The organism is Pseudomonas putida (assembly GCF_028682175.1).
GTDB lineage: Bacteria > Pseudomonadota > Gammaproteobacteria > Pseudomonadales > Pseudomonadaceae > Aquipseudomonas > Aquipseudomonas putida_AD.
In genome coordinates this window covers 78,338-99,440 of sequence record NZ_JANHKS010000003.1, presented here as the reverse complement: position 1 = coordinate 99,440, position 21,103 = coordinate 78,338, and the positions used below count along the sequence as shown (strand labels likewise).

Below are 21,103 nucleotides of genomic sequence, written 5' to 3'. Positions count from 1 at the left end.
TCGAATCTGGAGGCAACATGAACAGTTGGCCAAGTCTGATTTTCGGCGCCATGAGTCTGATCGCAGTGAGCGACGCGGCAGTTGCCGCCCTCGATGCGGTAGACCCTGGGCCTTATACCGTCGCCACAGGACGTTTTCCGCAGTGGTATCGCGACCTGCCCGCCGCAACACCGGGTTCCCAGGAGCTTGAGCTGTGCCAGTCCCGCGCAGTGAGCTCCAGGGTCGCGGCCACCGTTCCACCGGCCTACATGTGTACGCTCGGTGCGGTGCCCGGTCTGTACGACGATGCGTTCCCCATGGTCTACCCGGATAACTTCCCGGACGAGATGTTCTGGTACCTGCTGCAGGCGCAGCTCAAAACCAACGTCAGCCCGATTGCCGGCTACGGACTTGAAATCTACACCGCAGGCGTGGAAGCGGCCTTCGCCACCGATCCACCCACCGACGGCTCGCAGCAGAGCTTTGCGCGGATTCGCATGCGCATCGACATCCCGGCCGGACGGCCCGGGACCTACACCGTGACCCATCCCTACGGCGTAGATACTTTCAACGTCACCACCACCGGGCGGCGCGCGATCAACCTCACCCGTGACATCGGCATCGGTGCGCCTGGCGATTTCAGCGGCGCGCTGACCGGCAACCTCGGTCCGTGGGTCAAGGGCGTCGGCGGCCCCTACACCGAAATCGACCCGGAAACCGGCGCGCAGAACACCTACCTGGGCGATCCCAACGTGCCAGAAGCAGTGACCGGCAGCCCGTTCGGCACCAACTTCGTGAAAATCGAAGGCCCTGCCGGCACGCTGATCCAGAACCTTTTCACAGTCAGCGGCAAGGTGCGCGACCCACGGGTGCAAACCCCGGTCGAAGTCCGTCGCGGCACTTACAGCCGCAACGGTTCCGGCACTCGCGTGGAGCTGTTCGCCTCATCCCCGAACAGTTCAGCCCTGTGCTACCGGGAGACGCTTGCGCTGATCCCCGGCACACCGGCTTCACCTTGCCAATTCAACATGCTGGGCGACAACAACGGCAACTTCTTCGTGGCGCATTCGGCCTCGACGCTGCCACCGTTCGTGATCCTGACTGCAACCAACCCGATCGGCACGACCAAGCCAACGGCAGTTTCGGCCAAGCTGGTTGACGTGGTGAAAATCACCAACGCGCAGTACGCCTGGAGCAACCACACCCTGACCGTGCAAGCCACGTCCAGCGACGAGACTTCGGTGCCAGACATGATTGCCCAAGGCTTCGGTCCGATGACCAAGTCCGGCACGACCCAGCAGTTGACTGTGCCCAACATGACGCAGCCACCGGCCTTCATCACCGTCAAGTCGGCGCGTGGTGGCGAGGACACCGAAGCGGTGGTCGTGGTCGGCACGGCGCCCAATACCGGACCCAACCAGCCGCCTGTGGCCGTCAACGACAGCGGCAGTACCGGCTTTGGTGTCCCAGTGACGCTGAACGTGCTCGCCAATGACAGCGACCCTGACAACGATGTACCGCTGAGCGTCAGCGACCTGACCCAACCGGCCACAGGCCAAGGCACCGTCGCGCTGAACGGCAGCGCATCGATCGTCTACACACCGCCTGCCGTGGTCAACGCGCCGCTCACTGCCACCTTCACCTACAAGGCGGTGGACAGCAAAGGGCTCAAATCCCTGGCCCCGGCGACCGTGAGCGTGACCGTGACGCCTAACCGTCCACCGGTTGCCGGTGCCGATACAGGCGCCACCCTGGCGGGCAGCCCGCTGGTGGTCAACGTGCTGGCCAACGACACCGACCCTGAAGGCAACGTGCCGCTGACCGTCAACAACCTGACCCAGCCTGCTGTCGGACGCGGCACCGTGACCACCAACGGCACCACCGTGACCTACACGCCGCCGGCCACCATTACCGCGCCGTTCACCGCGACGTTCACCTACCAGGCCGCTGACTCCTTCGGAGCCCTGTCGACACCTGCCACGGTCAACATCTCGGTCACTGCGCCACCGGCTGGCAACGAGACCCTGACCATCACCTCGGCCGCAGTCCAGGTGCGTGGCGGTGGCGCCCTGTTCAGCTGGGATATCTCGGGCACCAGTTCCGTGACCACGGGCAACACCATCGTGATCACGGTCACCACCCCGACTGGCGTGCAGGAGCTGGATCGCGTGACGGTCCCCGTGACCGGGCGCTGGAGAAGTTCGGTGGTCAACACCATCGCACCACGGGCCACCAACCCGACTGCGACCGCCACCTCGTCCAAGGGCACGGTCCGGACACTGCCGATCACCGTTCGTTGATGAAGTACGGCCCGTCTGCGTGAAGACGCAGGCGGGCCAGGCGTCCCGGGTCGCCAGCCGGTGACCGGGGACAGGAGAACAGCATGTCACTGATATGTGCGGGTTCGCGGTTCGCTCGTCCGGCCGTCCTGTACCAGGCGCTGATGGCGCTGGTGCTGGTAGCGCCGTGGCTGTCGGTGCAGGCCGACGAGCTGAGCGGTGACGAGCTGGGCGGCGGTTCAGAACTCGGTGCGCCGGTCAGCTTTCCGGGCGGCACCTTCGTCGGTGGCCAGCAGGCCAGCATCCTGCAACAGGGCAACGCCAACGTCGCCAACCTGTCGCAGAACGGTACTTCGCTGGTGGGCAACATCGTGCAGGTCGGCAGTGCCCAGGAGGCGTTCATCCTGCAACAGGGCAGCGACCTGACGGCGTACATCAGCCAGCAGGGTTCGGGCAACCAGGCGCGGATCACCCAGACCGGCTCGGACAATCAGGCAGCAATTTCGCAACGGGGCGCCAACAACAGCGCCAGCATCGAACAGGCAGGCAGCGGGCTGCAGAGCAGCATCAGTCAGTCTGGAAATGGCCAGAGCGTAGAAGTTCGTCAAGTTCGTTGACGCGCTCGACACCTCGGCAACTTACCATCAGGAGGTCTACATCATGTTCAAACTCACCCCTGTCGCTGCTGCGGTTCTGGTCATGGTCGCAGGCCATGCGATGGCTGCCAACAGCCTCTCGAGTCAGTACCAGCAAGGAAGCGGCAACACTGCCGATGTGCAACAGGTCAACGCAGCCTACGCCTCTGTACAGCAAGTACAGATCGGTGATGGCAACGACACTGCGGCCTATCAGACGCAAACCAACTCGCAGATCGACCAGCGCCAGGAAGGCAACCAGAACGGCGCCTACGGCGAACAGCTGTACGAGACCGACAGCAAGATCACCCAGCGCCAGAACGACCAGCGCAACTCCACACAGGCCAGCCAGTCGCTGGGTACCGGCAACCAGACCACCACCCGGCAGTCGGGCAACGGCAACTTTGCCTTCGCCTACCAGGAGAACCAGCTGGGCAGCATCATCAACATCGAGCAGAGCGGCAGCAACAACCAGGCCTGGTCCGAGCAGCTGTCCGGCGGCGCCGGCAACAATGCGCAAGTCTTCCAGAACGGCGATCGCAACCAGGCGTCCACCGAACAGGTCGAGCACTTCAACGGGCAGATCCAGCTCAACCAGAACGGCAACGACAACTACATCTACTCCGATCAGCGTTATGGCAATGGCGGTTCGATCACTGCCGAGCAGAACGGCAATTTCAACACCGGCCAGCTGTTCCAGGACACCCAGACCGACAGCCACGTCAGCCTGACCCAGACCGGCACCTTCAACGAAGGTGTGCTCGATCAGATCCAGGGCACGCTGAACAACATCAACATGGTTCAGTGGGGTGACCGCAACGCCGCCAGCGTGACGCAGTACAACGTCACCAACAGCACCAGCAACGTGTACCAGAACGGCCAGGACAACCTGCACTTCAGCTCGCAGGCGGGCACCGGTCACAACCTCACCTCCTCCGCCACCGGCTCCGGCAACAAGGTCCAGGCCAGCGAACGCGAGGGGGCACGCCTGGGTGGGCAATTCGGTATCGGCCAGACCGCCTTCCTCAACCAGAATGGCAACGACAACGTCATCAACATGACCCAGAAAGGCGTTGGCAACCTGACCAACCTGAAGCAGGACGGCAATCGCAACGATGCCAAGACCACCCAGGATGACAACTACAACGAGCTGTATTTCGAACAGAACGGCAGCGACAACATTCTGATCGCCGATCAGCGTGGCGAAGGCAACTACGCCCAGGGCTCGAGCTTCGGCAATGGCAACAGCACCGACCTGACTCAATCGGGCAGCGACAACCAGTCGTTCACCTCGCAGAACGGCAATGGCAACGAGATTGTCGTCAAGCAGGCTGACAGCTACAACGTCGCCTACGTGAGCCAGACCGGCAACCTCAACCAGGCCAACGTGAACCAGAGCGCGACCAACCAGGCAGCGAGCATTACCCAGGTGGGTAACTCGAACCAGGCGACCGTGCATCAGCAGTAGATTGCAGTGCAGTACCAAGAGCCGCCGAAAGGCGGCTTTTTTGTGGTCGCCGCAGCCACGCCCTGTTGCTGGTGGAGGATAACCTTCCCCTGCGGGAGCGGGCTTGCCAGCGAAGGCGCAGGCTCTGTGACCCTTGACTTGCATCACACAACCATTCGCGGGCAAGCCCGCTCCCACAGGGAGAAGTTGCTCCAACTACCGGCGCGGCAATCTTGAGACCGCTCCCGCCGGCAAGCCGTGCTGCTACGGGGCGTGGGGTGAGCGCGAGTGATGGGTACACCCATTCATCCGTAGCAGTCCGGCTTGCCGGCGACAGCGATCTTGAGTACGCCGACGCCGGCAAGCCGGACTGCTACGGGTTGCTCGAGTCGCCACAAACTGTAGGAGCGCGCTTGCCCGCGACGGCGGCGGTACATCCGACACGGCACTGTCGCCTGTCATGGCCTGTCGCGGGCAAGCGCGCTCCTACAGCACCCGAGACCGCTCCCGCCGGCAAGCCGTGCTGCTACAGGGCGTGGGGTGGGTGCGAGTGATGGGTGCACACGCCCCCGTAGCAGCCGGGCTTGCCCGCGGGGCGGTTTTGGATGGGGCGCAGGGCCTGAGGATTCATGGGACAAAAAAAGGGGCCATCAAGGCCCCCTTCGACACATCAGGATACCTACTGCCCTTCATCCGCCGGTTTGTTCTGGCTCAGGTACCGGTCCAGCGTCTCGTTCGGCGCGCTGTTGTCGCCCGCTGCCTGCCACATGTGCCGCTCGATCCCCTGGGCGACCAGGTGCCCCACGGCAGCCTCGATGGCCGACAACACACACAACTGCGCCGGCTCGTTGGTGGTGTAGCCCGCCTCCAGTTCAAGCAGTTTCTTGAACTCCACGAACTTGAACACACCGGCGTTGTAACTCGTCGAATAGATCGTCTTGCTGGTCATCACGTTCGCCAGCACCTGCCCGGAGCGCACATCCACCGCCCGCAGGTTGATGGTCACCTGATCCACGCGATATTCCTGCGAGCCGCCAATCCCCAGATACCGCGCACCCTCCCCGCCGCTCCTGACGTTGGTGTCATAGGCGACGATGCCGCCTTCGAGCATCAGGTTGGCCGACTGCAACGGTGGCAGCTCATTGGGTGTCGGTGGCGTCACCGGAGCACCGTTGGGGCCCATCACTGCTGGCGGTTTCTTCTGCCCGGCGCGAATGATCTTGCGCTCGGTCAGCAGATTCTGCAGCCCTTCACGTTCCAGCACCACGAACCAGCCGCTGGCCTGCATCGCGTCCATCAGCATGCTCGCCGCGCCCTGAGTCACGCTGGTCGAGAAGGAGCTGGCCGGGGTCGGCTTGTACTGCCCGGTCTGATCGCGGAAACCATAGACCACCGCCACCAGTCGCCCCTTGGGCCGCGGCATGTTGAGCAAGTCGTAATACGTCGATGCACGCGGCGTCAGGGTCGGGACGTCCTTGGGTTGTTCGGCCGGCATCGGCGCACGAACACCACAGCCTTGCAGTGCAGCCACCAGCATCAACAACGAGATGCATTTTTTCATGGTCCTTCGCTCCTCTGGAACTTCAGTAACCGTCAGTTGGAGGTGAGTCCGTTGACGTTCACTTCCGATACTTCGCCGGTGGCACGGTCGGTGATCTGGATACTCAGGGCACCCGAATCGTCGACGACGTTGATGATGAACGCGTCAGTGGTGAGACTGCCGGTATTGCCGTTGCGGATGTTGGTGAGCACCTGGGACAGCAGGCTGGACTGCAACTGCTGACTGAACCGCTCCAGCGCCGTGGTGGCGGTGGTGGTCGAGCGTTTCAGGTCCGGATCCTTGAAATCGTTCTGGGCCTGGGCCTCGTTAAGGAGCGTCGGGCCATTGAGCGGGTTGCCGCCGAAATTCGGGTTGACCGGCGTATAGACCAGCTCCGTGGCCTGGCTCAGAAGGCTGAAACTGCTCAGACACAGGCAGGTCGAAACGGCGATTATTGTTCTGTTCATAATTCGTCCTTCCCCAGATCAGTGTTGTCCTGCAATTGAACTTGCAATTTGCGTTGAACGACTGCCGCGCGAACCTGGTCGGCGGCTTCTTCTGCCAGCGCGCGGGTTTCGGTGGCGTTGGGTGCCAGAAAACGGCGGTACACGATGCGTTGGTCATACTCGACCCAGATCAGGCTGCCCCACCGTGGGTCGGGCCGTTCACGCACCACCAGGTTGAAATCCAGACGGCTGGTGGCGCGCAGGCGGTCGGTAAAGGCGTTGTAGAAGTTGTGGCCGACCAGCGAGATGCAGTCGTCGACGATGAAACCCATCATTTCGTCTTCGTCGTCGGCCAGGCACGCGCCGGCGTGCAGCCCGGCCAGCAGCATGGCGGCGCCCAGGCACACGGCCTTGAGGTTGGCGTTCAGGCTTTTCATTGGCTGGCACCTCCTATCGGCGTGCCCAGCGAGGTGCCCAGGGTCGCCCCGGGACCTGTGGCCGGCGGCGCGGTCAGGGTGGCGGGCGTGCCCGGTGCACCGGGACGGTTATTGGTGGATTCCTGGAACGCGTTCTCGGCCACGAAGCGCCAGTCGGCGTAACTGGTCATGTTCTCGAACTCCTGCCACTGCGTCGGAAAGTTCGCGACCTTCAACGGCGTCAGGGTCGAGCGGCTGTAGACGCCGGTGATGCGCCCGTCGATGGATTTGGTCAGGCCCCAGTTGTCGGTGCCGGTCATGGGATCGGGGTACAGGCGACGGATGTGGCGCTGGATCGACGGGAAGCGATGGTCTTCCAGCAGTTCGTCCAAAGACTCGGGGTACTGGGCCACGCCGGTGCCGCTTCTGTAGTAGCTGCGCAGGGCCTGGGCGTACTGGGTGCCGACCCAGATCAGTTGCAGCTCGCGCTCACGCTTGCCGATGGTCGACCAGACCTGCCCTACCGCCGCCAGCGCGGTGCCCATCATCAGGATCAGCAGCAAAGCGCTCATGTAGGTGAAACCCTGCTCGCGGGGCATGCCGCCGCCGAAGCTACCATTGACCGAAAAGACTGCCATCACGCGCCCTCCCGGTAGAACCGCTCTTGATATCCGCCACCGAGCCCTGCACGCCTTCAGGTGGCGCGACGATGACCCACATGTCGTTGCGGCCGGTGACCGGGTCCTCCGGCAGGCTGCGCAGGTAGCGCTGGGTGACCATGTCTTCCAGGGATTCGGGGTAATGGCCGGTGTCGCCGTAGTAGTGGTCCAGCGCCTCGCGCATCACCGACAGGCTCTGGCGCAGCGCGGTTTCCCGCGAGTTCTCAAGGCTTGAGAAATAACGCGGCACGGCAATGGTCATCAAGGTGGCGATGATCGCCATGACCACCAGCAATTCGATGAGTGTGAAGCCGTTCTGTCTGCGCATGATGTCACCACTGCGAATAGGCGATGCCGTTGAGGCCAACGCCCTTGGCTTTGGAATACACGTCGAACACGTCTTCGCCGTCCCGCGGGTTCTGCGCCGGGCTGTCGTAGGACCGCAGGCCCCAGTCGTCCGCCGCATCGTGCTTGTTCTTGCTGTTGCCCAGGCTCTTGCTGGCCGCCATCGGGTCATTGGGAATGCGCCGCAGGAAGAAGATCTTCGCGCCCTTGGGGCTCTTCAGGTCGCGGGCGCCGTCCACCAGCACCTTGAGGCTGGCTGGGTAGCCGTTACTGGTCACCGACTTCTCGATGCGCCCCGAGTCGGCGGCGCGCTTGTAGGCGTCCAGCGCATCGCGAATCTGATACAGCGCGGTGCGCAGCTCCTGCTCCTTGCCACGGCGGATGATCGTTTCGGTCAAAGGCGCGGCGATGCTCGCCAGCAGACCGACGATGGCCAGGGTCACGACCATCTCGATCAGGGTGAAGCCGCGCGTGGCGTGCCGGGCGTTCATGTCAAGGCTTCTCGACAGCAGGCACGACGGCCAGCGGCTGCGACTTGCCGCCCACTTCCACCGTCACGGGCATGTCCGGATTGACCGAGTCGATGTGCATGCTGGTCTCGGTGCCGGTGCCGAATTCCATGTCGCTCGGCGCCTGGTACGGCAGGTTGCGCACGATGCGCGGGGTGATCGAGAGCACCAGCTCCGATTTGCCCACGGTGTCCTTGTTGCTGCCGAACAGCCGGCCCAGACCCGGCAGGTCGCCGAGGCCGGGGATCTTGTTGCCGGTGGACTGGGTGTCGTTGCGCACCAGGCCCGCCAGGATCTGGGTTTCGCCGTCGTGCAGACGCAGGGTGGTCTGGGCGTTGCGGGTGTCGACCTGAACCGGGATGGTTCCGTTGCGGGTGGCTTCCAGCGGTGTGGCGTTACTCACTTCCAGGGCAATCTTGATCGCCACTTCATTATCGAGGTGAACGATCGGGGTCACCTCCAGCTTCAGACCGACGTCCAGGTAGGTGATGCTTTCGGTGATGACCGGGCCCTGGGTCGAGGGCACGGAGGTGGCGCTGATGATCGGCACCCGCTGACCGATGTGGATGCGCGCCTGTTCACGGTTGCTGACGCGAATCGTGGGGCTCGCCAGGGTGTTGACGTCGTTGTCCTGGGCGTTGATTTTCAGCTGTGGCGAAGGCGAGATCGAAATCCGGCTGGAGTTGATGCCGCGCAGCTGGTTCAGCACGTTCACCGCGGTGCCGTCGCTGTTGATGATGCCGAAGGTGCTCGGCCATTGCAGGCCCAGATCGAGGATGCGCTGACGGGCCACTTCCATCACTTCCACCTCCAGCACCACTTCAGGGTTGGACTGGTCCTGGGAGAAGAACAGCTTCTCGGCCATGCGAATGGCGTCCGGGGTGTCGCGCATGGTCAGGGTGTTCAGGCGCTCGTCGATGAACACATCGCGGGTCTTGAGCATGGTCTTGACCATGTTCAGCGCGGTGTTGGCATCGGTATTGGTCAGGTAGAAGGTGCGCATCACCAGCTCCTGGTAATCCTTGAGCTTCTGCGGCGAATCCGGGTAGATCAGCAAGGTGTTGTCGTTCACCACCTTCTGGTGCAGCTGGTTCTGTTGCAGCAGCAACTGGATGGCGTCCTCGATGCGTACTTCGCGCACGAAGATGGTGGCCTTGAGGTCAGCGCGCATGTCCTTGTCGAAGATGAAGTTCAAGCCCGCCACCTGGGACAGCACCTCGAAGATCACCTTGAGGTTGGCGTCGCGAAACTCCAGGGTCACCGGCCGGTCCAGGCGGGTCTTGAGCTGTGGATAGGGAACGGCATTGCGCGAGCGCAGCAGGTCGACGTCTTTCTGCAACTGCTGGGCGCCCTCGTGGCGCGGGTCCAGGGCGAGCACGGCACGGGCCTGTTTCTCGGCACCGGTCACGTCGCCGCGGCGCAGGCTGGTCTGGCCCTGAACCAGCATGTTGTTGATGTTGCGCATCTGCTCCAGCAGGTACAGCGCGTCACGGGCCCGGCCATTGTTGGGCTCGATGGCGACCACTCGCGAGTAGTCGATGGCGGCGCTGTTGAAGTCCCGTTGCGAGCGCTCCGAATCGGCCTTGGTCAGCAGGGTCTTGACCGCACGGGCCTTGGCCGAGGTCAGCTGAATGCGCAGGGTGGCATCGCGAGGTTTGGCATTGACCGCTTCCTGCAACTTGGCAATGCCCTCTTCGTATTTGCCCTCCTCGATCAGGTCCTGGCCAATCGCCCGGTTAATGTCCGACGCACAGGAAGACAACAGCACTCCCAGCACAATGATGAAGCCCAGCAACAACGCGTTCGACGACAACCGCAGCGGACTCATGGCGCACTCCCTACAGACAAGGTCTGAGCAAACTTCAAGGGCAGATAGACGAGGCTCATTTCAGTGGCCGAGATGCGATCGATCTTGTAGGTTTCGTCGATCACATCACCGGCCCTGACCACATAGAGCCGTTCTCCGTTTTGCAGAAACACCTGCAACTGCTGGCTGTCTTCCAGCTTGCCAATGAACTGGAACGGAAGCGGTGGTGCTGTGGGCACCGATGGGGCTACAACGGCGTTGTCCAGAGCGGCCTGCTGTTCGGCGCTGATCACCGGGGCGACGTACCAGCTCTGGGTGGCGAACAGGTCGACCTGGGGCACCACCACTTTTTCCGATTTCTCTGCATCGCTGGCAACGATGGCCCGGGCCCTGGCGATGGCTGCCTGCTGCCTGGCGGCGACCGGTTGCACGCTGCTGGCAGCGTCCTGGGTCGACTCGCCGAAGAATTGCTCGGGCATCCAGGCGATCAGCCCGCAGATGCCGAAAAACGCGATCCAGCCTGTTACGCGACGATTGTTCATCACGACCTCGACAGGTAAAGGGTCATGCGGATGCGCCCGGACAGCTCGGTATCAGCGATCCGTTTGCGTTGGAAATCCACGTCCTCGACCACCACGGCGGGCAGTTCGGTCAGCAGCGCGTGCAGGAAGCGCCGCAGTTGCGGGTAGTTGCCGCGCACGGGCAGCAGGATCTGGTAACGGGCCAGTTGGGTCTTGGGGTCGATGCCCAGCGCGTATTCGCCGCGGGCCAGGTTGATCTTTTCCTTGCTGGCCATCGCGTAGATGCGGTCGATGACCGTGGTCGCATCCAGTTGGGTCGGCAGGGCCTTGTGGAACTCGTCCAGTTGCTGGGAGGGCACGACCGGCAAGGTGGCCGTGCCATTGGCGACCTTCTCCAGAAACTCGTTGGCCTTGTGACTGTTCTGGCGCAGGGTGTCCAGGGACTGCCAGTCCGGCAGCAGGCCGAACATCCCGTAACCCAGCACCAGCGCCAGCAGCGCCGCGCCTCCCAGGCCAGGCAGGCCTGCCCGTTGAACGTGTTCGCGCAGAATCAGGCTAGGGACGGACATCGCTCACCTCCCAGGTGGCCAGCAGGTTGAACAGGATCGGTTTCTGCGGCGAGTTGGCGACAATCTCGTGGTTGACCAGCGACACGTCACGCAGCTCGGGGCTGTCTTGCAGTTGCCGGTGGAAGGTCAGCATGGCCTCCAGATCCCGCGCCTCGGCGGTGATCCGCACCTGGCCCTTGCGCGCATCGGGGGTCAGGGTGAGCAAGGCGATGTCCTTGCCGCGCAGGGTTTCCAGCGCGGCGAACAGACGGTCCCAGGGGCGGCGCAACTGGGCCGACACCTGCTTCATCTCCAACAGGCGCAGTTCCTGCTCACGCTGCTGGGCCGGTGTCAGGCTGCTGACCGTGCCGCCGGTGTGCACTTGCAGCTTGCGCTGGGCGTGGCCGAGCAGGTTCTGTTCGTCCTGAATGTCTTGCCCGACGATGCGGGCGCCGGTGGCCACCGTCACACCGAGCACCAGACCCAGTACCAGCACGCTCCAGCCAAGCCGGCTGCCGCTGCGTTGCGGTTGGAATTCCAGATTGAGATCGCGCATGTCAGTTCACCGCCGCTGCCATGATGTGCAACGGGTCCTGGATGTCGCTCTCGCCTGACGGCAATTCCAGGGTATGTACGCCGAGAATCTGTGGCGCGTCGTGATGACGGGCCGGGGCGTGGACGAACAGGTCCACCGGCTTGTCGCCGTTGAGCCCGTGCAGCTCGCTCTCCCGGGCGATCATCGAGCCCAGGGCGGCGTCGCTGTCGGCAATGCGCAGCGAGCGCACCGCCGACCAGCGCCCTTCCCTGGCCAGCAGCAAGGTGCTGCGGCCGGGCTCTGCGACCACGAACAGGAAATCGCGATTGCCGAAACTCTTCTGGAAGCGGTTGAAGGCGCTCATCAGGTACGGCTGGACTGACACCAGGCGCAGGCTGCGGGCCTTGACCATCTCCCGCAGTTGGGTCAGCAAGGCCTGTGGCAGGCCCACCGCGATACGCGGCATCCCGGCACTTTCCGGCGACAGGCTCAGGGCCCAGGGCTCGGCGGATTTGCCGAAGGTGTCCTCGAACACGGCGCTGGCGTAGGCCTGGAGTTCATCCGGGGTGTGGATGTGTTCGCTCCAGGGAATCAAGCCGAAACGGCTGTAGTGGCTGGACAGCAGAACGGTCAGCCGCGCGCGGCCCTTGACGTGTTCGCCCAGCAGGCGTTGCAGGGTGTCGAGGGCCAGTGTCGGGGTGCCCTGGCGATCGGCGATGAACCCGGCGCTGCCCAGCCATTTGCGGCCAAGGGCGTCGCAGCGGGAAAGACCGACGCCATTGGCGCCGATCACGGCCACGTAGTGATCACGAAATGAAAGTGACACGATTGATCTCCTCCAGCGTGGTCCGGCCATCGCGCACCAGTTCCAGAGCCGAGCCGCGCAAGAGGCGCAGGCCACGGCTGCAGGCGTAATGCTTGATCTGGGAAATGGGGCTGCGCTCGACGATCATCTGGCGAATCTCGTCGTCCAGGTGGAGCAGTTCGGCAATCGCGGTACGGCCGCGATACCCGGTGCCACGGCAGCGGCCGCAACCGGCGCCGTGAACGAAGTGGTAGTGGGCGCTGTTCTCGGCGGTCAGTCCCGAGGCGCGCAGTTCGTCCTCGCCCGGAGTGACCGGCACCGCGCAACCGCTGCACACCAGGCGGATCAGGCGCTGGGCCAGCACGGCGTTGAGTGCCGACACGAAGCTGTAGGGGTCGACTTCCATCTGGGTGAAGCGGCCGATCACGTCGAACACGTTGTTGGCGTGGATGGTGGTGAACACCAGGTGGCCGGTGAGCGCCGACTGCACGGCGATCTGCGCGGTGTCGGGGTCACGGATCTCGCCGACCATGATCTTGTCCGGGTCATGGCGCAGGATCGACCGCAGGCCGCGTGCGAAGGTCAGGCCCTTCTTCTCGTTGACCGGGATCTGCAAGACGCCGGGCAACTGATACTCCACCGGGTCTTCGATGGTGATGATCTTGTCCACGCCGTGGTTGATCTCGGTGATCATCGCGTACAGCGTGGTGGTCTTGCCCGAGCCGGTAGGCCCGGTCACCAGCACCATGCCGTAGGGTTCGGCGGCCAGGCGGCGCAGGCTGATGAGGGTGGCGTCTTCAAAACCCAGCGCTTCCAGACGCACGCCGCTGACGCGGTCGGCCAGGTCCTGTTTGTCCAGCACCCGCAGCACGGCGTCTTCGCCGAAGATGCTGGGCATGATCGAAATCCGGAAGTCGATCTGCCGGCCATTGATGCCGATCTTGAAGCGGCCGTCCTGGGGCACCCGTTTTTCGCCGATGTCCAGTTCGGCCATCACCTTGATCCGCGAGATCACCTGGTCGGCGAACTCGGCGCCCTGCACCTTGCTGATGTTGTTCAGCACGCCGTCGATGCGGTACTTGATGACCAGCCCGCTGCCGGTCACGCCCAGGTGGATGTCACTGGCGTGCATCTTCAGCGCGTCGTAGAGGGTGGAGTTGACCAGCTTGACCACGGCACTGGCGTCTTCGCTGATGCTGGTCAGGGACAGGGTTTCCAGGGCGGCGAACTCGTGCTGTTCGTCGCCGTGGGTATCCAGCGCGGCGACCGCGTGGAAGCCCTCTTCCTGGCGGGCCAGGTAGGCGGCCAGGTCCGCAGCGTGGCACAGGTACAGCGCAGCGCCTTGAAGGCATTCGTCGATCCAGGCCAGGCGGCCATCATCGAAGGGGTCGGCGAACACGCCGATCAGCGCGTCCTCGTGGCGCAGCATGACGAATTCGCGTTTCAGCGCCTGGGCCAGGCTGACCTGTTCGAATTCCGGGGTGCACTTGAACAGGCTCGACGCATCCAGCACGGGATAGTGCAAGGTGGCGCCCAGGGCGCGGGTGAAGGCGGCAGGCTCAAGTTCAGAAAGGCTTTCGAGCGCCTCGATCGGGCGTTCGCTTGCAGCGGCGGCGCGTTCCCTGGCGGCGGCCAGGAGGCTGCCGGGAAAACGGCTGGGTAACACGACTGGCAAAGCCAGCGGCGGTCTCTCGACTACGAGCGTAAGACTTTCCATCGAATGCACTCCCGGACCCCAAAAAAGGAACCACACATTCGACGCGCCTGACCTTCCCTGGCCGGTTTGCCGTTCCCGGAGGATCTATGTCCCCCGGACCCGGCTAGAGTTTGCCCTCCCCGTCAACGACCGCCTTGTCGCTGTCAGGCGACGGGGTCTGTCTGTTGCCACGACGATCCGAGTGAACCCAGGTACCGTCGTACAACTGCAACGGGAAAGTCTCTGCCGGGCTGTGCCGCCGCTCGATGAACCCGGCCGCCTGAGGCGCCTTGTTCGCCGACCGTCGCTCAGTACCCAACAAGTCACAGACAGCTCGGGCGAGTTCCGCCAGCGGAAACGGCTTGAACAGAATGTGGCTGACACCCAGATCGGTGGCTCGACCGCAGACTTCGCTGGTCGGATGTCCCGTGATCAGAATGAAAAAGCAGTCCTTCTGTTTGCGTACCGCATCGAGTACCTGAAACCCTTCCATATCGGGTAAGCGAAAATCGAGGACAACCACGTCCGGCCCGAAACCTTCTGCAAGGTCGATGGCGCCAGCGCCATCGTTCGCGACCCGTACATCCAGGCTCTTGGCCTCCAGATACGACTGGAGGTTCTGCGCCAGGATCTGTTCGTCCTCTACAACCATCACTTTGTTTAACAAGGTGGACTCCTGAATTCGGGACAGGTCCTGTGGCCCGGTCTGGGGAATGCCGCCTTGTAGTGGTACAAGAGCACTGTTCATGCCAGACCCTCCTCTGCAAAATGGAATCGCCCATGCCATTGATTTTCATCGACAAAAAACAAAGCGCACAGGCACAACCGCAACCCCACTACCGGGGGCATCAACCAGCGCTTACCGGATTTGCCCCCACTTTCGGGGAAAACCCGGGTCATCGCTCTGCCACCCGTTCTATCTTGCTCGCCGCTCGCAGCCGTTGCAGCGCCGACCGGGTCGCCTCGCCCTGTCGTTGCTGCTCCAGGGCATGGCGCGCCATGGCCAGGCCCTGAGTATCGCTGATCACGCTATCTTCGACTGTGTTCTCAACTTTTATCAAATGCCAGCCATAAATGGTGCGCACCGGCTCGCTGACCGCTCCTGTCTTGAGACCGAACGCTGCGTCTGCAAATTCCGCCACCATGCTTTCACGAGAAAAATAGCCCAGATCTCCGTCGTCGGCTGCCCGGGTGTCTTGGGAGTACTGCCGGGCCAGTTGGGCGAAGTCCTCACCCTTGAGAATCCGCGCCCGCAGTTGCAGCGCCTGGCGATGGACGTCCTCGGCCTTTTCGACATCGGCGTTGGGTTCGACCAGCAGCAGGATGTGCCGGGCATGGATGCGCGGCGACGCCTGGCGATAGAAGGCCTGCACATCGGCCTGGGGCACCGCGGCCATCTGGCTCAGATCGGCGAGCATGCGCTGGCTGGTCAGTTCGCGGCGCAGGTATTCCTTGAAGGTGACGCTGTTGAAGCCTGCGTCTTCCAGGCGTCGATTGAAGATTTCATCGGAGGTGAATTCATTGCGCAGCGCCGTGTAGTTGTCCTGAACGCTCTGGTCGTCAACGTGAATGCCGCGCTTGCTGGCTTCCTGCCACAGCAGTTCCTTGTCGATCAGGTCGTCCAGCGCCGCACTGCGCAGGCGGTTGTAGGCGATCGGGTTGCGGATCGAACCGACCATGCGCCCCTGGGCCTGCAAGTAATCGACGAAGTAATGCTCAAGCTGCATCTGTCCGATCTCCACGCCGTTGACCCGCGCCACGGCCATTTCCCCAAATGTGGGGTCTGCCACGGCCTCGGTGCGTCCCACCGTCAGCAGCAGACTGGGTAACACCAACGCCAACATCATTAACAACAGCTTGAGCTTCATGGCGAAATCTCACTTCAATTGGCAGCGTTGACCCTGACATAGGGGCTTATCAGTTCGAATCGCTGCTGCTGCAAATCAACGGTCACCACGTGGGCACCCGACATGCCCAACCGTTGCCCCGGCCCGAACCCCAACAGTGGAGTCAATCCGGTCTTCACATCGTGCAACCCCTCCAGCGCCTTGATCAGCGGCTCGCGGGCGGGATTGCGACCGATCTGTCGCAATGCCTCGGCCACCAGCAGCACTGAGCACCAGGCGTCCACCTGCAACACCGCGTACTGGCCCTTGAGGCCACTGCGCTCGCGCACCGAAGCGAGCGCGGCCTTGCCTTCGGCGGTCCAGTCACTGGGCACGAACGGGTACGCCAGGAACAGCCGACGGGAAAACACCCCGGGCAAGTTCCAGACATCCCCCGGCGCTTGCGCGGAGGTCGCGAACAGGTACGGCGCCTGCCCGGCTTGCTGCAACGCTTCGGCCATGGCGCGCAGGTCATCGGGGCGGCCGAGGAAGAACACGCCCTGGGCAGGGTCGCTCGTCACGTCTCCCGCCAGCCCGCCACCCGCCACGTAGACCCGCAGATTGACGTCGCTCCAGCCCTGTTCATTAAGGCGCTGCTTGAGCCCTTCGGCCTGGGTGCGCTCCAGAGGGCTGTCTTCGTAGACCACCATGACTTTCTGGCGGGTCAGGTTCAGATGGCTGGCGGCGTAGTCGGCCAGCGCCTGCAACTGCCCGCTCATGCCCGGCAGCGGCTCGAAAATCATCGGACTGTCCTGTTGCAGTCCCAGCAAGGACACCGAGCCCACCAGCGGTAGATGGGCCTGTTCCAGCAACCCGGCCAGGCGGCTGTCCAGCGCCGGAGCCAGCGGTGAGATCAGGGCGAACACGCCTTTTTCGCCGCTCAGGCGCTTGAGGGCGAGTTCGGCGCTGGCGGCATCGGGGCCTGGGTCGACGATTTCCAGTTCCAGCCGGCGGCCGTGTATGCCGCCTGCGTCGTTGATCGCGGTGAGCGCGCCGACCAACACCGCCGCCACGGTGTCGCCCAGCGGCGCCAGCGCCCCTTCGGACGGCAGCAAGGTGCCCAGGCGCAGGGCCTTGGGCTGCACGCCGGGGTCTGCGTCGTCTTCCAGGCGTTTGAGATAGGCCAGCAGATTGGATTGATCCTGGCTGGACATGACGAAGCGCGGCATGGCCGGGTCCAGGCCCTGGCCTGCGGGATCGATGCCTTCGATGATCGCGTGGGAGAAGCCGCTTTCGCTGTACGGCGGTCGGCTGCGCCCTGCCCTGACCTGCTGCGCATAGGGTGCACTGAGCCTGCGCCAGGTGATGTCCGGCGGACGCACGCCGCCTTCCGGTCGCCCGCGCCCGTCGCTGCCATGGCAACCGGCGCAGGGCACGGTGGCTGCCGGGATCGGGGTGCCCGACAGGCCGATCCGCGCCGACACTTCTGCCCCGCTCGCCGACACACCCTCGCGGTACAGGCGCTTTCCTGCGGCCTCGGACGGGCTCAGCTCCAGGGCATGGGCTGTTCCGGTCAGGCACCACAGCAGGCTGAACAGCGCCAGCGAGGTCTTCATGGTCTGCTCCTCAACGCCCGGCCACGGGCAGGGTCAGAAACTGCAAGCGTTGCGCGATGGCATCGACTGGTGCGTCCGGGCGGATCTTCGCCCAGCGCTTGGTCGCCACATCGCCCACGATCAACTGCGTCGAATGCTGCTCGGGGGTTGGAATGATGTGCCCCAGCCTGCCGAGCACCAGGTCCATCTGCTCCTGGGTGCCGGTCAGGAATCGCCAGTTGGGGCCGTCCACCCCGTGTTTGGCCGCGAAAGCCTTGAGCACCTGGGGCGTGTCACGTTTCGGATCGCTGGTCAGGGTGATGAAATACACCTTGCTCGCCAGCGGCTCGCCCATGGCCTGGCGCACGTCCTTGAGCTTGCGCGTGATCAATGGGCAGGCCTCGTCGCAGTGGGTGAACACCACGTTGAGCAGGACCAGCCTGTCCTTGAGTTCGTCGCTGTAGAAACGCACGGTGTTGCCGTCCTGGTCCTGAAGCGGCGTGTCGGTGAAATAGGTCAGCGCGTCATGGGTGCCGCTGGACGGCGGCGCGACCTGCACCGGTGTAGCCTTGGCCAGCGTCGGCTCCACATGGCCATCGTGGGCCCAGGCCAGCGGCATCGCCACGGACAGCGCCATCGCCCAGAGCCATCGCCCCAATCCATCGGCGCCGGACCTGACGCTATCGCGAGCAAGCTCACTCCTACAGGGTTGGTGGTGGGATTGAGGCATTGCGACACAGGCACAAAGAACCTGTAGGAGTGAGCTTGCTCGCGATGGCGGTGCAACATTCAACACATCGGTGTCTGACACGACGCCTTCGCGGGCAAGCGCGCTCCTACGGGGGTGGCGGTGTGGCTGGGAGCGGGTCATGGCTGATCCCCCATCACATAGGTCCCGTGGCGCACGGGCTTGGACACGCGGTCGGCGCGCAGTTGTTCGACCCGCTCGACCAGCAGCGCCGGGTCGGCAAAGCCGTAATAGCGGGTCCAGTGGCTGCTGCGGCCATCGCCGACCATGATCAGCGGCGGATGGTTGGCAGGGTCCGCAGTCCAGGTGCCCAGGCCCTTGAGGGTTTCGTTGACCGCCTGCGGGGTTCCGGTCAGCCAGGCCCAGCCCGGGCCGTTCTGGAAGCGGTTGGCGTAACTGAGCAGGCGCGCCGGGGTGTCGCGCAGCGGATCGACGGTAATCGACACGATCTGCACTTCATTGCCTACCTTGGCACCCAGTTGCTTCTGCACCTTGGCCATGATCGACGACACCACCGGGCACACCGTCGTGCACGTGGTGTAGACAAAGCCCATCACCACGATCTTGTCGCTGACCAGATCGCGTTTGAGGTTCACCGGCTCACCGTTCTGGTTGGTCAGCGACACATCGGCAAAGCGCACGACCGCGTTTTCCTGGGTGACCTGCTTGTGCTGCTGCGCATGGTCGGCGCCGCCATGGGCGTACACCTGGGAGGAGCATGGGGCGATCAACAAGGCCAACAGCGAAAAACTCAACAGTGTTTTCATGGCGTCATCCTGTCGGAAACAGATGGGCTTTGGTTATTCAGGTGCACCGGCGACTGATCCACCGGCATCACCCGCAGACTGGCGTAGGACTGCTCGCTGGCCTTGATGCCCAGCGACTCGGAGCGCACGTGCAGGTAATAGGCGCCAGTTTCGGAGAGGTCAGCCTTGGCCTCGTAGATACCGTCGCCGATCTCGGTGGCAAGCACCTCCCGAGGCCGTGAGCTTGGGGCCAGGAAGTAGCGCAAGTAGACGTCCTTGGCACCGGTCATGGGCTGGTCGCCACGGCCATGAACCAGGCGAATACGGATCGGCACCAGTTGCCCGACCGGCTCGAAGCGCCGCTCCAGCAGGAACGCCACCCGAGGCACGGCCAGGCGTTTTTCCAGCGCCGGATTGACTTCCACTTGGGCGGTGAAGCAGTGGATCAGCTGCGGCTGGTTGAGCATGAACGCCACGTCGAAATTCCCGGCGCTGGGCAGGCGCACCCGCGAGCTGTAGACCCCAGGCTCGACCTCGCGCAGGCTGCGGTCGATGACCCGTACGGCGCGGGCCGCGTTACCCCGGTTGAGGTAGCCGGACATCGGCGCGTTCATGCCTTCTGCGTAGAAATAGGTGGTGTTGTCCACCGGGTTGACCACGAACACCGCGTCGTTGTCCCGCGCCTGGGTCAGGCCCGTGGCCAGCGGCAGATCCCCGGCAAGCCTGGGCGCCGACGGGCCGGCTTCGAAGGATTGGAGGATCGGCTGGCGGTCCTTGCCCAGGCTTGCGAGGTTGATCATGGTTACCCGTGGCGAGGCCAGGCCGCGGATGTAGGCGTATTTCTGGGTCAGGGTCAGTTGGAACGGCTCGGGTGAGACTTCCAGGTTATGGATGACGGTGTCGCTGGCCGCGTCGATCACCACGGCGTGGTTGTTGAAGGTGTTGAGCACGAAGCCGTACCGCCCGTCGCCACTGAAGTCCATCGGGCCCAGGCCCTGCTGCGCCGTGATCACCTTGCGCACTTCCAGGCTGTTGGCATCGATCACTGTGACCGTGCCTTGTTGCCCGTCGGCCACATAGACCGCATCCGACAACGGCGAATAGGCCACGGCGAGCGGGTGCGTGCCGGTTTTCAGGGTTTTCGCAAGGCTCAGGCTGGCGATGTCGATCACACTGACGGTGCCTGCGTCGCGGCTACTGACGAAGGCGTAGCGTGAATCCTTGCTGAAGGCGATCTCGTGATGCCCCAGGCCGGTCGGCAGGAAGGTCACGACTTTCAGGGTCTGGGTGTCGATCACCGTCACGCCGCTGGCCGCTTCGCTCGATGCGTTGTTGCCGACCCACAGATAGCGTTCGTCCGGCTGCAGGGCCACGCGCAGCGGATGGGTGCCGGCAGGAATGCTGAGCAGTACCTGGAATTTCTCGGCGTCGATGATCGCCACTTCATCGGCGCCTGGCATCGACACGAACACCCGTTTGTCGTCGTTGGTCGAGGTCCAGTCCATGCCCGGTTGTTTCAGGGCAATGCGGCTCATGGTGCTGGTGATGCCGCCCACCGACACGGTCGGGTCGATCACCGTGGCGCTGGCGTCCTTGTTCAGCACCATCAGGAAGTAGCTGTTGAGGTCCAGCAGCGGCCGCGCGCCAATGGTGCTTTTCAGGTACAGCCCCACCCGCGACTTGCATTGCTGGTCATGATTGGCGCCCGCATCGTTGGCCACGCTGGGGTCCAGCCAGGCGCCGGGGGCGATGCCCGGCAACGGCTGGCCGGTGGCGGTATCGGTCACGCTGAAGCGCACGTCGGCGAACATGCCTTCGGTCAGCGGACCGTTGTTCAGCGGTCGCGCCTCGAACTTGACGGTGACCCCGTTTCTGCTCACTTCCCGCTGGTTGGCGACCACGGGCATGCTGGGCGGTGTATCACCGGTACTGGCCGTCACGTCGGCACTCTTGGGGGTGTCACCCGAATGCCCCATCAACGACAGCGTCACCGCCAGCGCGCCTCCTGCAAAAGCCCCTCT

General features: G+C 63.7%; 20 protein-coding genes and 1 pseudogene. 3 read left to right on the top strand and 18 right to left on the bottom strand.

The window, feature by feature from the left end; genetic code table 11:
- The first annotated feature begins 17 nt into the window (after positions 1-17).
- The 3 genes from NPS29_RS03395 to NPS29_RS03385 all read left to right on the top strand — a co-directional run bounded on the left by NPS29_RS03395 (position 18) and on the right by NPS29_RS03385 (position 4,361).
- Entirely contained in the window at positions 18-2,279 is a 2,262-nt protein-coding gene (locus NPS29_RS03395; RefSeq protein WP_274130709.1) for an Ig-like domain-containing protein, read from the top strand.
- 83 nt (positions 2,280-2,362) lie between these two features.
- Positions 2,363-2,875, top strand: a complete 513-nt coding sequence (locus tag NPS29_RS03390; protein ID WP_274130708.1) for a curlin — start codon at positions 2,363-2,365, stop codon at positions 2,873-2,875.
- Between the two features lie 43 nt (positions 2,876-2,918).
- Positions 2,919-4,361 carry a curlin gene (locus NPS29_RS03385; protein ID WP_274130707.1) on the top strand — a complete coding sequence of 481 codons (1,443 nt, stop codon included), beginning with the start codon at positions 2,919-2,921 and terminating at the stop codon, positions 4,359-4,361.
- A 658-nt stretch (positions 4,362-5,019) separates the two neighbouring features.
- On the opposite strand, the gene NPS29_RS03380 is transcribed toward NPS29_RS03385, so the two are convergent.
- From NPS29_RS03380 to NPS29_RS03295, 18 genes and pseudogenes are all read right to left on the bottom strand, one after another.
- The gene (locus tag NPS29_RS03380; RefSeq protein WP_274130706.1) at positions 5,020-5,901 is read right to left on the bottom strand and encodes a CsgG/HfaB family protein; all 882 of its coding nucleotides are present in this window, start codon (positions 5,899-5,901) and stop codon (positions 5,020-5,022) included.
- Positions 5,902-5,933: 32 nt separating this feature from the next.
- On the bottom strand, positions 5,934-6,347 hold the full coding sequence (locus tag NPS29_RS03375; protein WP_274130705.1) for a curli assembly protein CsgF: 414 nt from the start codon (positions 6,345-6,347) through the stop codon (positions 5,934-5,936).
- Positions 6,344-6,715 (bottom strand): curli production assembly/transport protein CsgE, encoded by a 372-nt coding sequence (gene csgE, locus NPS29_RS03370; protein ID WP_274130889.1) that lies wholly within the window; start codon positions 6,713-6,715, stop codon positions 6,344-6,346. Before csgE ends, NPS29_RS03375 begins: the two co-directional genes overlap by 4 nt.
- 146 nt (positions 6,716-6,861) lie before the next feature.
- A pseudogene (locus tag NPS29_RS03365) lies at positions 6,862-7,380 on the bottom strand (type II secretion system protein); the annotation flags it as partial.
- On the bottom strand, positions 7,355-7,729 hold the full coding sequence (locus tag NPS29_RS03360) for a type II secretion system protein (protein ID WP_274130703.1): 375 nt from the start codon (positions 7,727-7,729) through the stop codon (positions 7,355-7,357). The gene NPS29_RS03360 and the pseudogene NPS29_RS03365, both read right to left, overlap by 26 nt.
- A gap of 4 nt (positions 7,730-7,733) precedes the next feature.
- The gene (locus NPS29_RS03355) at positions 7,734-8,237 is read right to left on the bottom strand and encodes a type II secretion system protein (RefSeq protein WP_274130702.1); all 504 of its coding nucleotides are present in this window, start codon (positions 8,235-8,237) and stop codon (positions 7,734-7,736) included.
- Between the two features lies 1 nt (position 8,238).
- Positions 8,239-10,068, bottom strand: coding sequence for a secretin N-terminal domain-containing protein (locus NPS29_RS03350; protein WP_400607759.1), 1,830 nt, complete (start codon positions 10,066-10,068; stop codon positions 8,239-8,241).
- A gap of 11 nt (positions 10,069-10,079) precedes the next feature.
- Entirely contained in the window at positions 10,080-10,604 is a 525-nt protein-coding gene (locus tag NPS29_RS03345) for a hypothetical protein (protein WP_274130700.1), read from the bottom strand.
- Positions 10,604-11,152 (bottom strand): GspMb/PilO family protein, encoded by a 549-nt coding sequence (locus tag NPS29_RS03340; RefSeq protein ID WP_274130699.1) that lies wholly within the window; start codon positions 11,150-11,152, stop codon positions 10,604-10,606. Before NPS29_RS03340 ends, NPS29_RS03345 begins: the two co-directional genes overlap by 1 nt.
- Positions 11,139-11,687 (bottom strand): pilus assembly protein, encoded by a 549-nt coding sequence (locus NPS29_RS03335; RefSeq protein WP_274130698.1) that lies wholly within the window; start codon positions 11,685-11,687, stop codon positions 11,139-11,141. Before NPS29_RS03335 ends, NPS29_RS03340 begins: the two co-directional genes overlap by 14 nt.
- A 1-nt stretch (position 11,688) precedes the next feature.
- Positions 11,689-12,492, bottom strand: a complete 804-nt coding sequence (locus tag NPS29_RS03330) for a hypothetical protein (protein WP_274130697.1) — start codon at positions 12,490-12,492, stop codon at positions 11,689-11,691.
- Positions 12,473-14,188 (bottom strand): GspE/PulE family protein, encoded by a 1,716-nt coding sequence (locus NPS29_RS03325; protein WP_274130696.1) that lies wholly within the window; start codon positions 14,186-14,188, stop codon positions 12,473-12,475. Before NPS29_RS03325 ends, NPS29_RS03330 begins: the two co-directional genes overlap by 20 nt.
- 103 nt (positions 14,189-14,291) lie before the next feature.
- Positions 14,292-14,834 (bottom strand): response regulator, encoded by a 543-nt coding sequence (locus tag NPS29_RS03320; RefSeq protein WP_274130888.1) that lies wholly within the window; start codon positions 14,832-14,834, stop codon positions 14,292-14,294.
- 229 nt (positions 14,835-15,063) lie between these two features.
- Positions 15,064-16,035 carry a peptidylprolyl isomerase gene (locus NPS29_RS03315; protein ID WP_274130695.1) on the bottom strand — a complete coding sequence of 324 codons (972 nt, stop codon included), beginning with the start codon at positions 16,033-16,035 and terminating at the stop codon, positions 15,064-15,066.
- A gap of 14 nt (positions 16,036-16,049) precedes the next feature.
- Positions 16,050-17,609, bottom strand: a complete 1,560-nt coding sequence (locus tag NPS29_RS03310; protein ID WP_274130694.1) for an ABC transporter substrate-binding protein — start codon at positions 17,607-17,609, stop codon at positions 16,050-16,052.
- 10 nt (positions 17,610-17,619) lie between these two features.
- Positions 17,620-18,225 carry an SCO family protein gene (locus tag NPS29_RS03305; protein ID WP_274130693.1) on the bottom strand — a complete coding sequence of 202 codons (606 nt, stop codon included), beginning with the start codon at positions 18,223-18,225 and terminating at the stop codon, positions 17,620-17,622.
- Positions 18,226-18,455: 230 nt separating this feature from the next.
- Entirely contained in the window at positions 18,456-19,103 is a 648-nt protein-coding gene (locus tag NPS29_RS03300) for an SCO family protein (protein ID WP_274130692.1), read from the bottom strand.
- Positions 19,100-21,058 carry a cytochrome D1 domain-containing protein gene (locus NPS29_RS03295; RefSeq protein ID WP_274130887.1) on the bottom strand — a complete coding sequence of 653 codons (1,959 nt, stop codon included), beginning with the start codon at positions 21,056-21,058 and terminating at the stop codon, positions 19,100-19,102. Before NPS29_RS03295 ends, NPS29_RS03300 begins: the two co-directional genes overlap by 4 nt.
- Between the last annotated feature and the right edge of the window lie 45 nt (positions 21,059-21,103).

Bases quoted from the DNA above. Each gene is read 5' to 3' on its own strand.
- NPS29_RS03395 (WP_274130709.1), top strand. From the start codon at position 18: ATGAACAGTTGGCCAAGTCTGATTTTCGGCGCCATGAGTCTGATCGCA.
- NPS29_RS03390 (WP_274130708.1), top strand. From the start codon at position 2,363: ATGTCACTGATATGTGCGGGTTCGCGGTTCGCTCGTCCGGCCGTCCTG.
- NPS29_RS03385 (WP_274130707.1), top strand. From the start codon at position 2,919: ATGTTCAAACTCACCCCTGTCGCTGCTGCGGTTCTGGTCATGGTCGCA.
- NPS29_RS03380 (WP_274130706.1), bottom strand. From the start codon at position 5,901: ATGAAAAAATGCATCTCGTTGTTGATGCTGGTGGCTGCACTGCAAGGC.
- NPS29_RS03375 (WP_274130705.1), bottom strand. From the start codon at position 6,347: ATGAACAGAACAATAATCGCCGTTTCGACCTGCCTGTGTCTGAGCAGT.
- csgE (WP_274130889.1), bottom strand. From the start codon at position 6,715: ATGCTGCTGGCCGGGCTGCACGCCGGCGCGTGCCTGGCCGACGACGAA.
- NPS29_RS03360 (WP_274130703.1), bottom strand. From the start codon at position 7,729: ATGCGCAGACAGAACGGCTTCACACTCATCGAATTGCTGGTGGTCATG.
- NPS29_RS03355 (WP_274130702.1), bottom strand. From the start codon at position 8,237: ATGAACGCCCGGCACGCCACGCGCGGCTTCACCCTGATCGAGATGGTC.
- NPS29_RS03345 (WP_274130700.1), bottom strand. From the start codon at position 10,604: ATGAACAATCGTCGCGTAACAGGCTGGATCGCGTTTTTCGGCATCTGC.
- NPS29_RS03340 (WP_274130699.1), bottom strand. From the start codon at position 11,152: ATGTCCGTCCCTAGCCTGATTCTGCGCGAACACGTTCAACGGGCAGGC.
- NPS29_RS03335 (WP_274130698.1), bottom strand. From the start codon at position 11,687: ATGCGCGATCTCAATCTGGAATTCCAACCGCAACGCAGCGGCAGCCGG.
- NPS29_RS03325 (WP_274130696.1), bottom strand. From the start codon at position 14,188: ATGGAAAGTCTTACGCTCGTAGTCGAGAGACCGCCGCTGGCTTTGCCA.
- NPS29_RS03315 (WP_274130695.1), bottom strand. From the start codon at position 16,035: ATGAAGCTCAAGCTGTTGTTAATGATGTTGGCGTTGGTGTTACCCAGT.
- NPS29_RS03310 (WP_274130694.1), bottom strand. From the start codon at position 17,609: ATGAAGACCTCGCTGGCGCTGTTCAGCCTGCTGTGGTGCCTGACCGGA.
- NPS29_RS03305 (WP_274130693.1), bottom strand. From the start codon at position 18,225: ATGGCGCTGTCCGTGGCGATGCCGCTGGCCTGGGCCCACGATGGCCAT.
- NPS29_RS03300 (WP_274130692.1), bottom strand. From the start codon at position 19,103: ATGAAAACACTGTTGAGTTTTTCGCTGTTGGCCTTGTTGATCGCCCCA.
- NPS29_RS03295 (WP_274130887.1), bottom strand. From the start codon at position 21,058: ATGGGGCATTCGGGTGACACCCCCAAGAGTGCCGACGTGACGGCCAGT.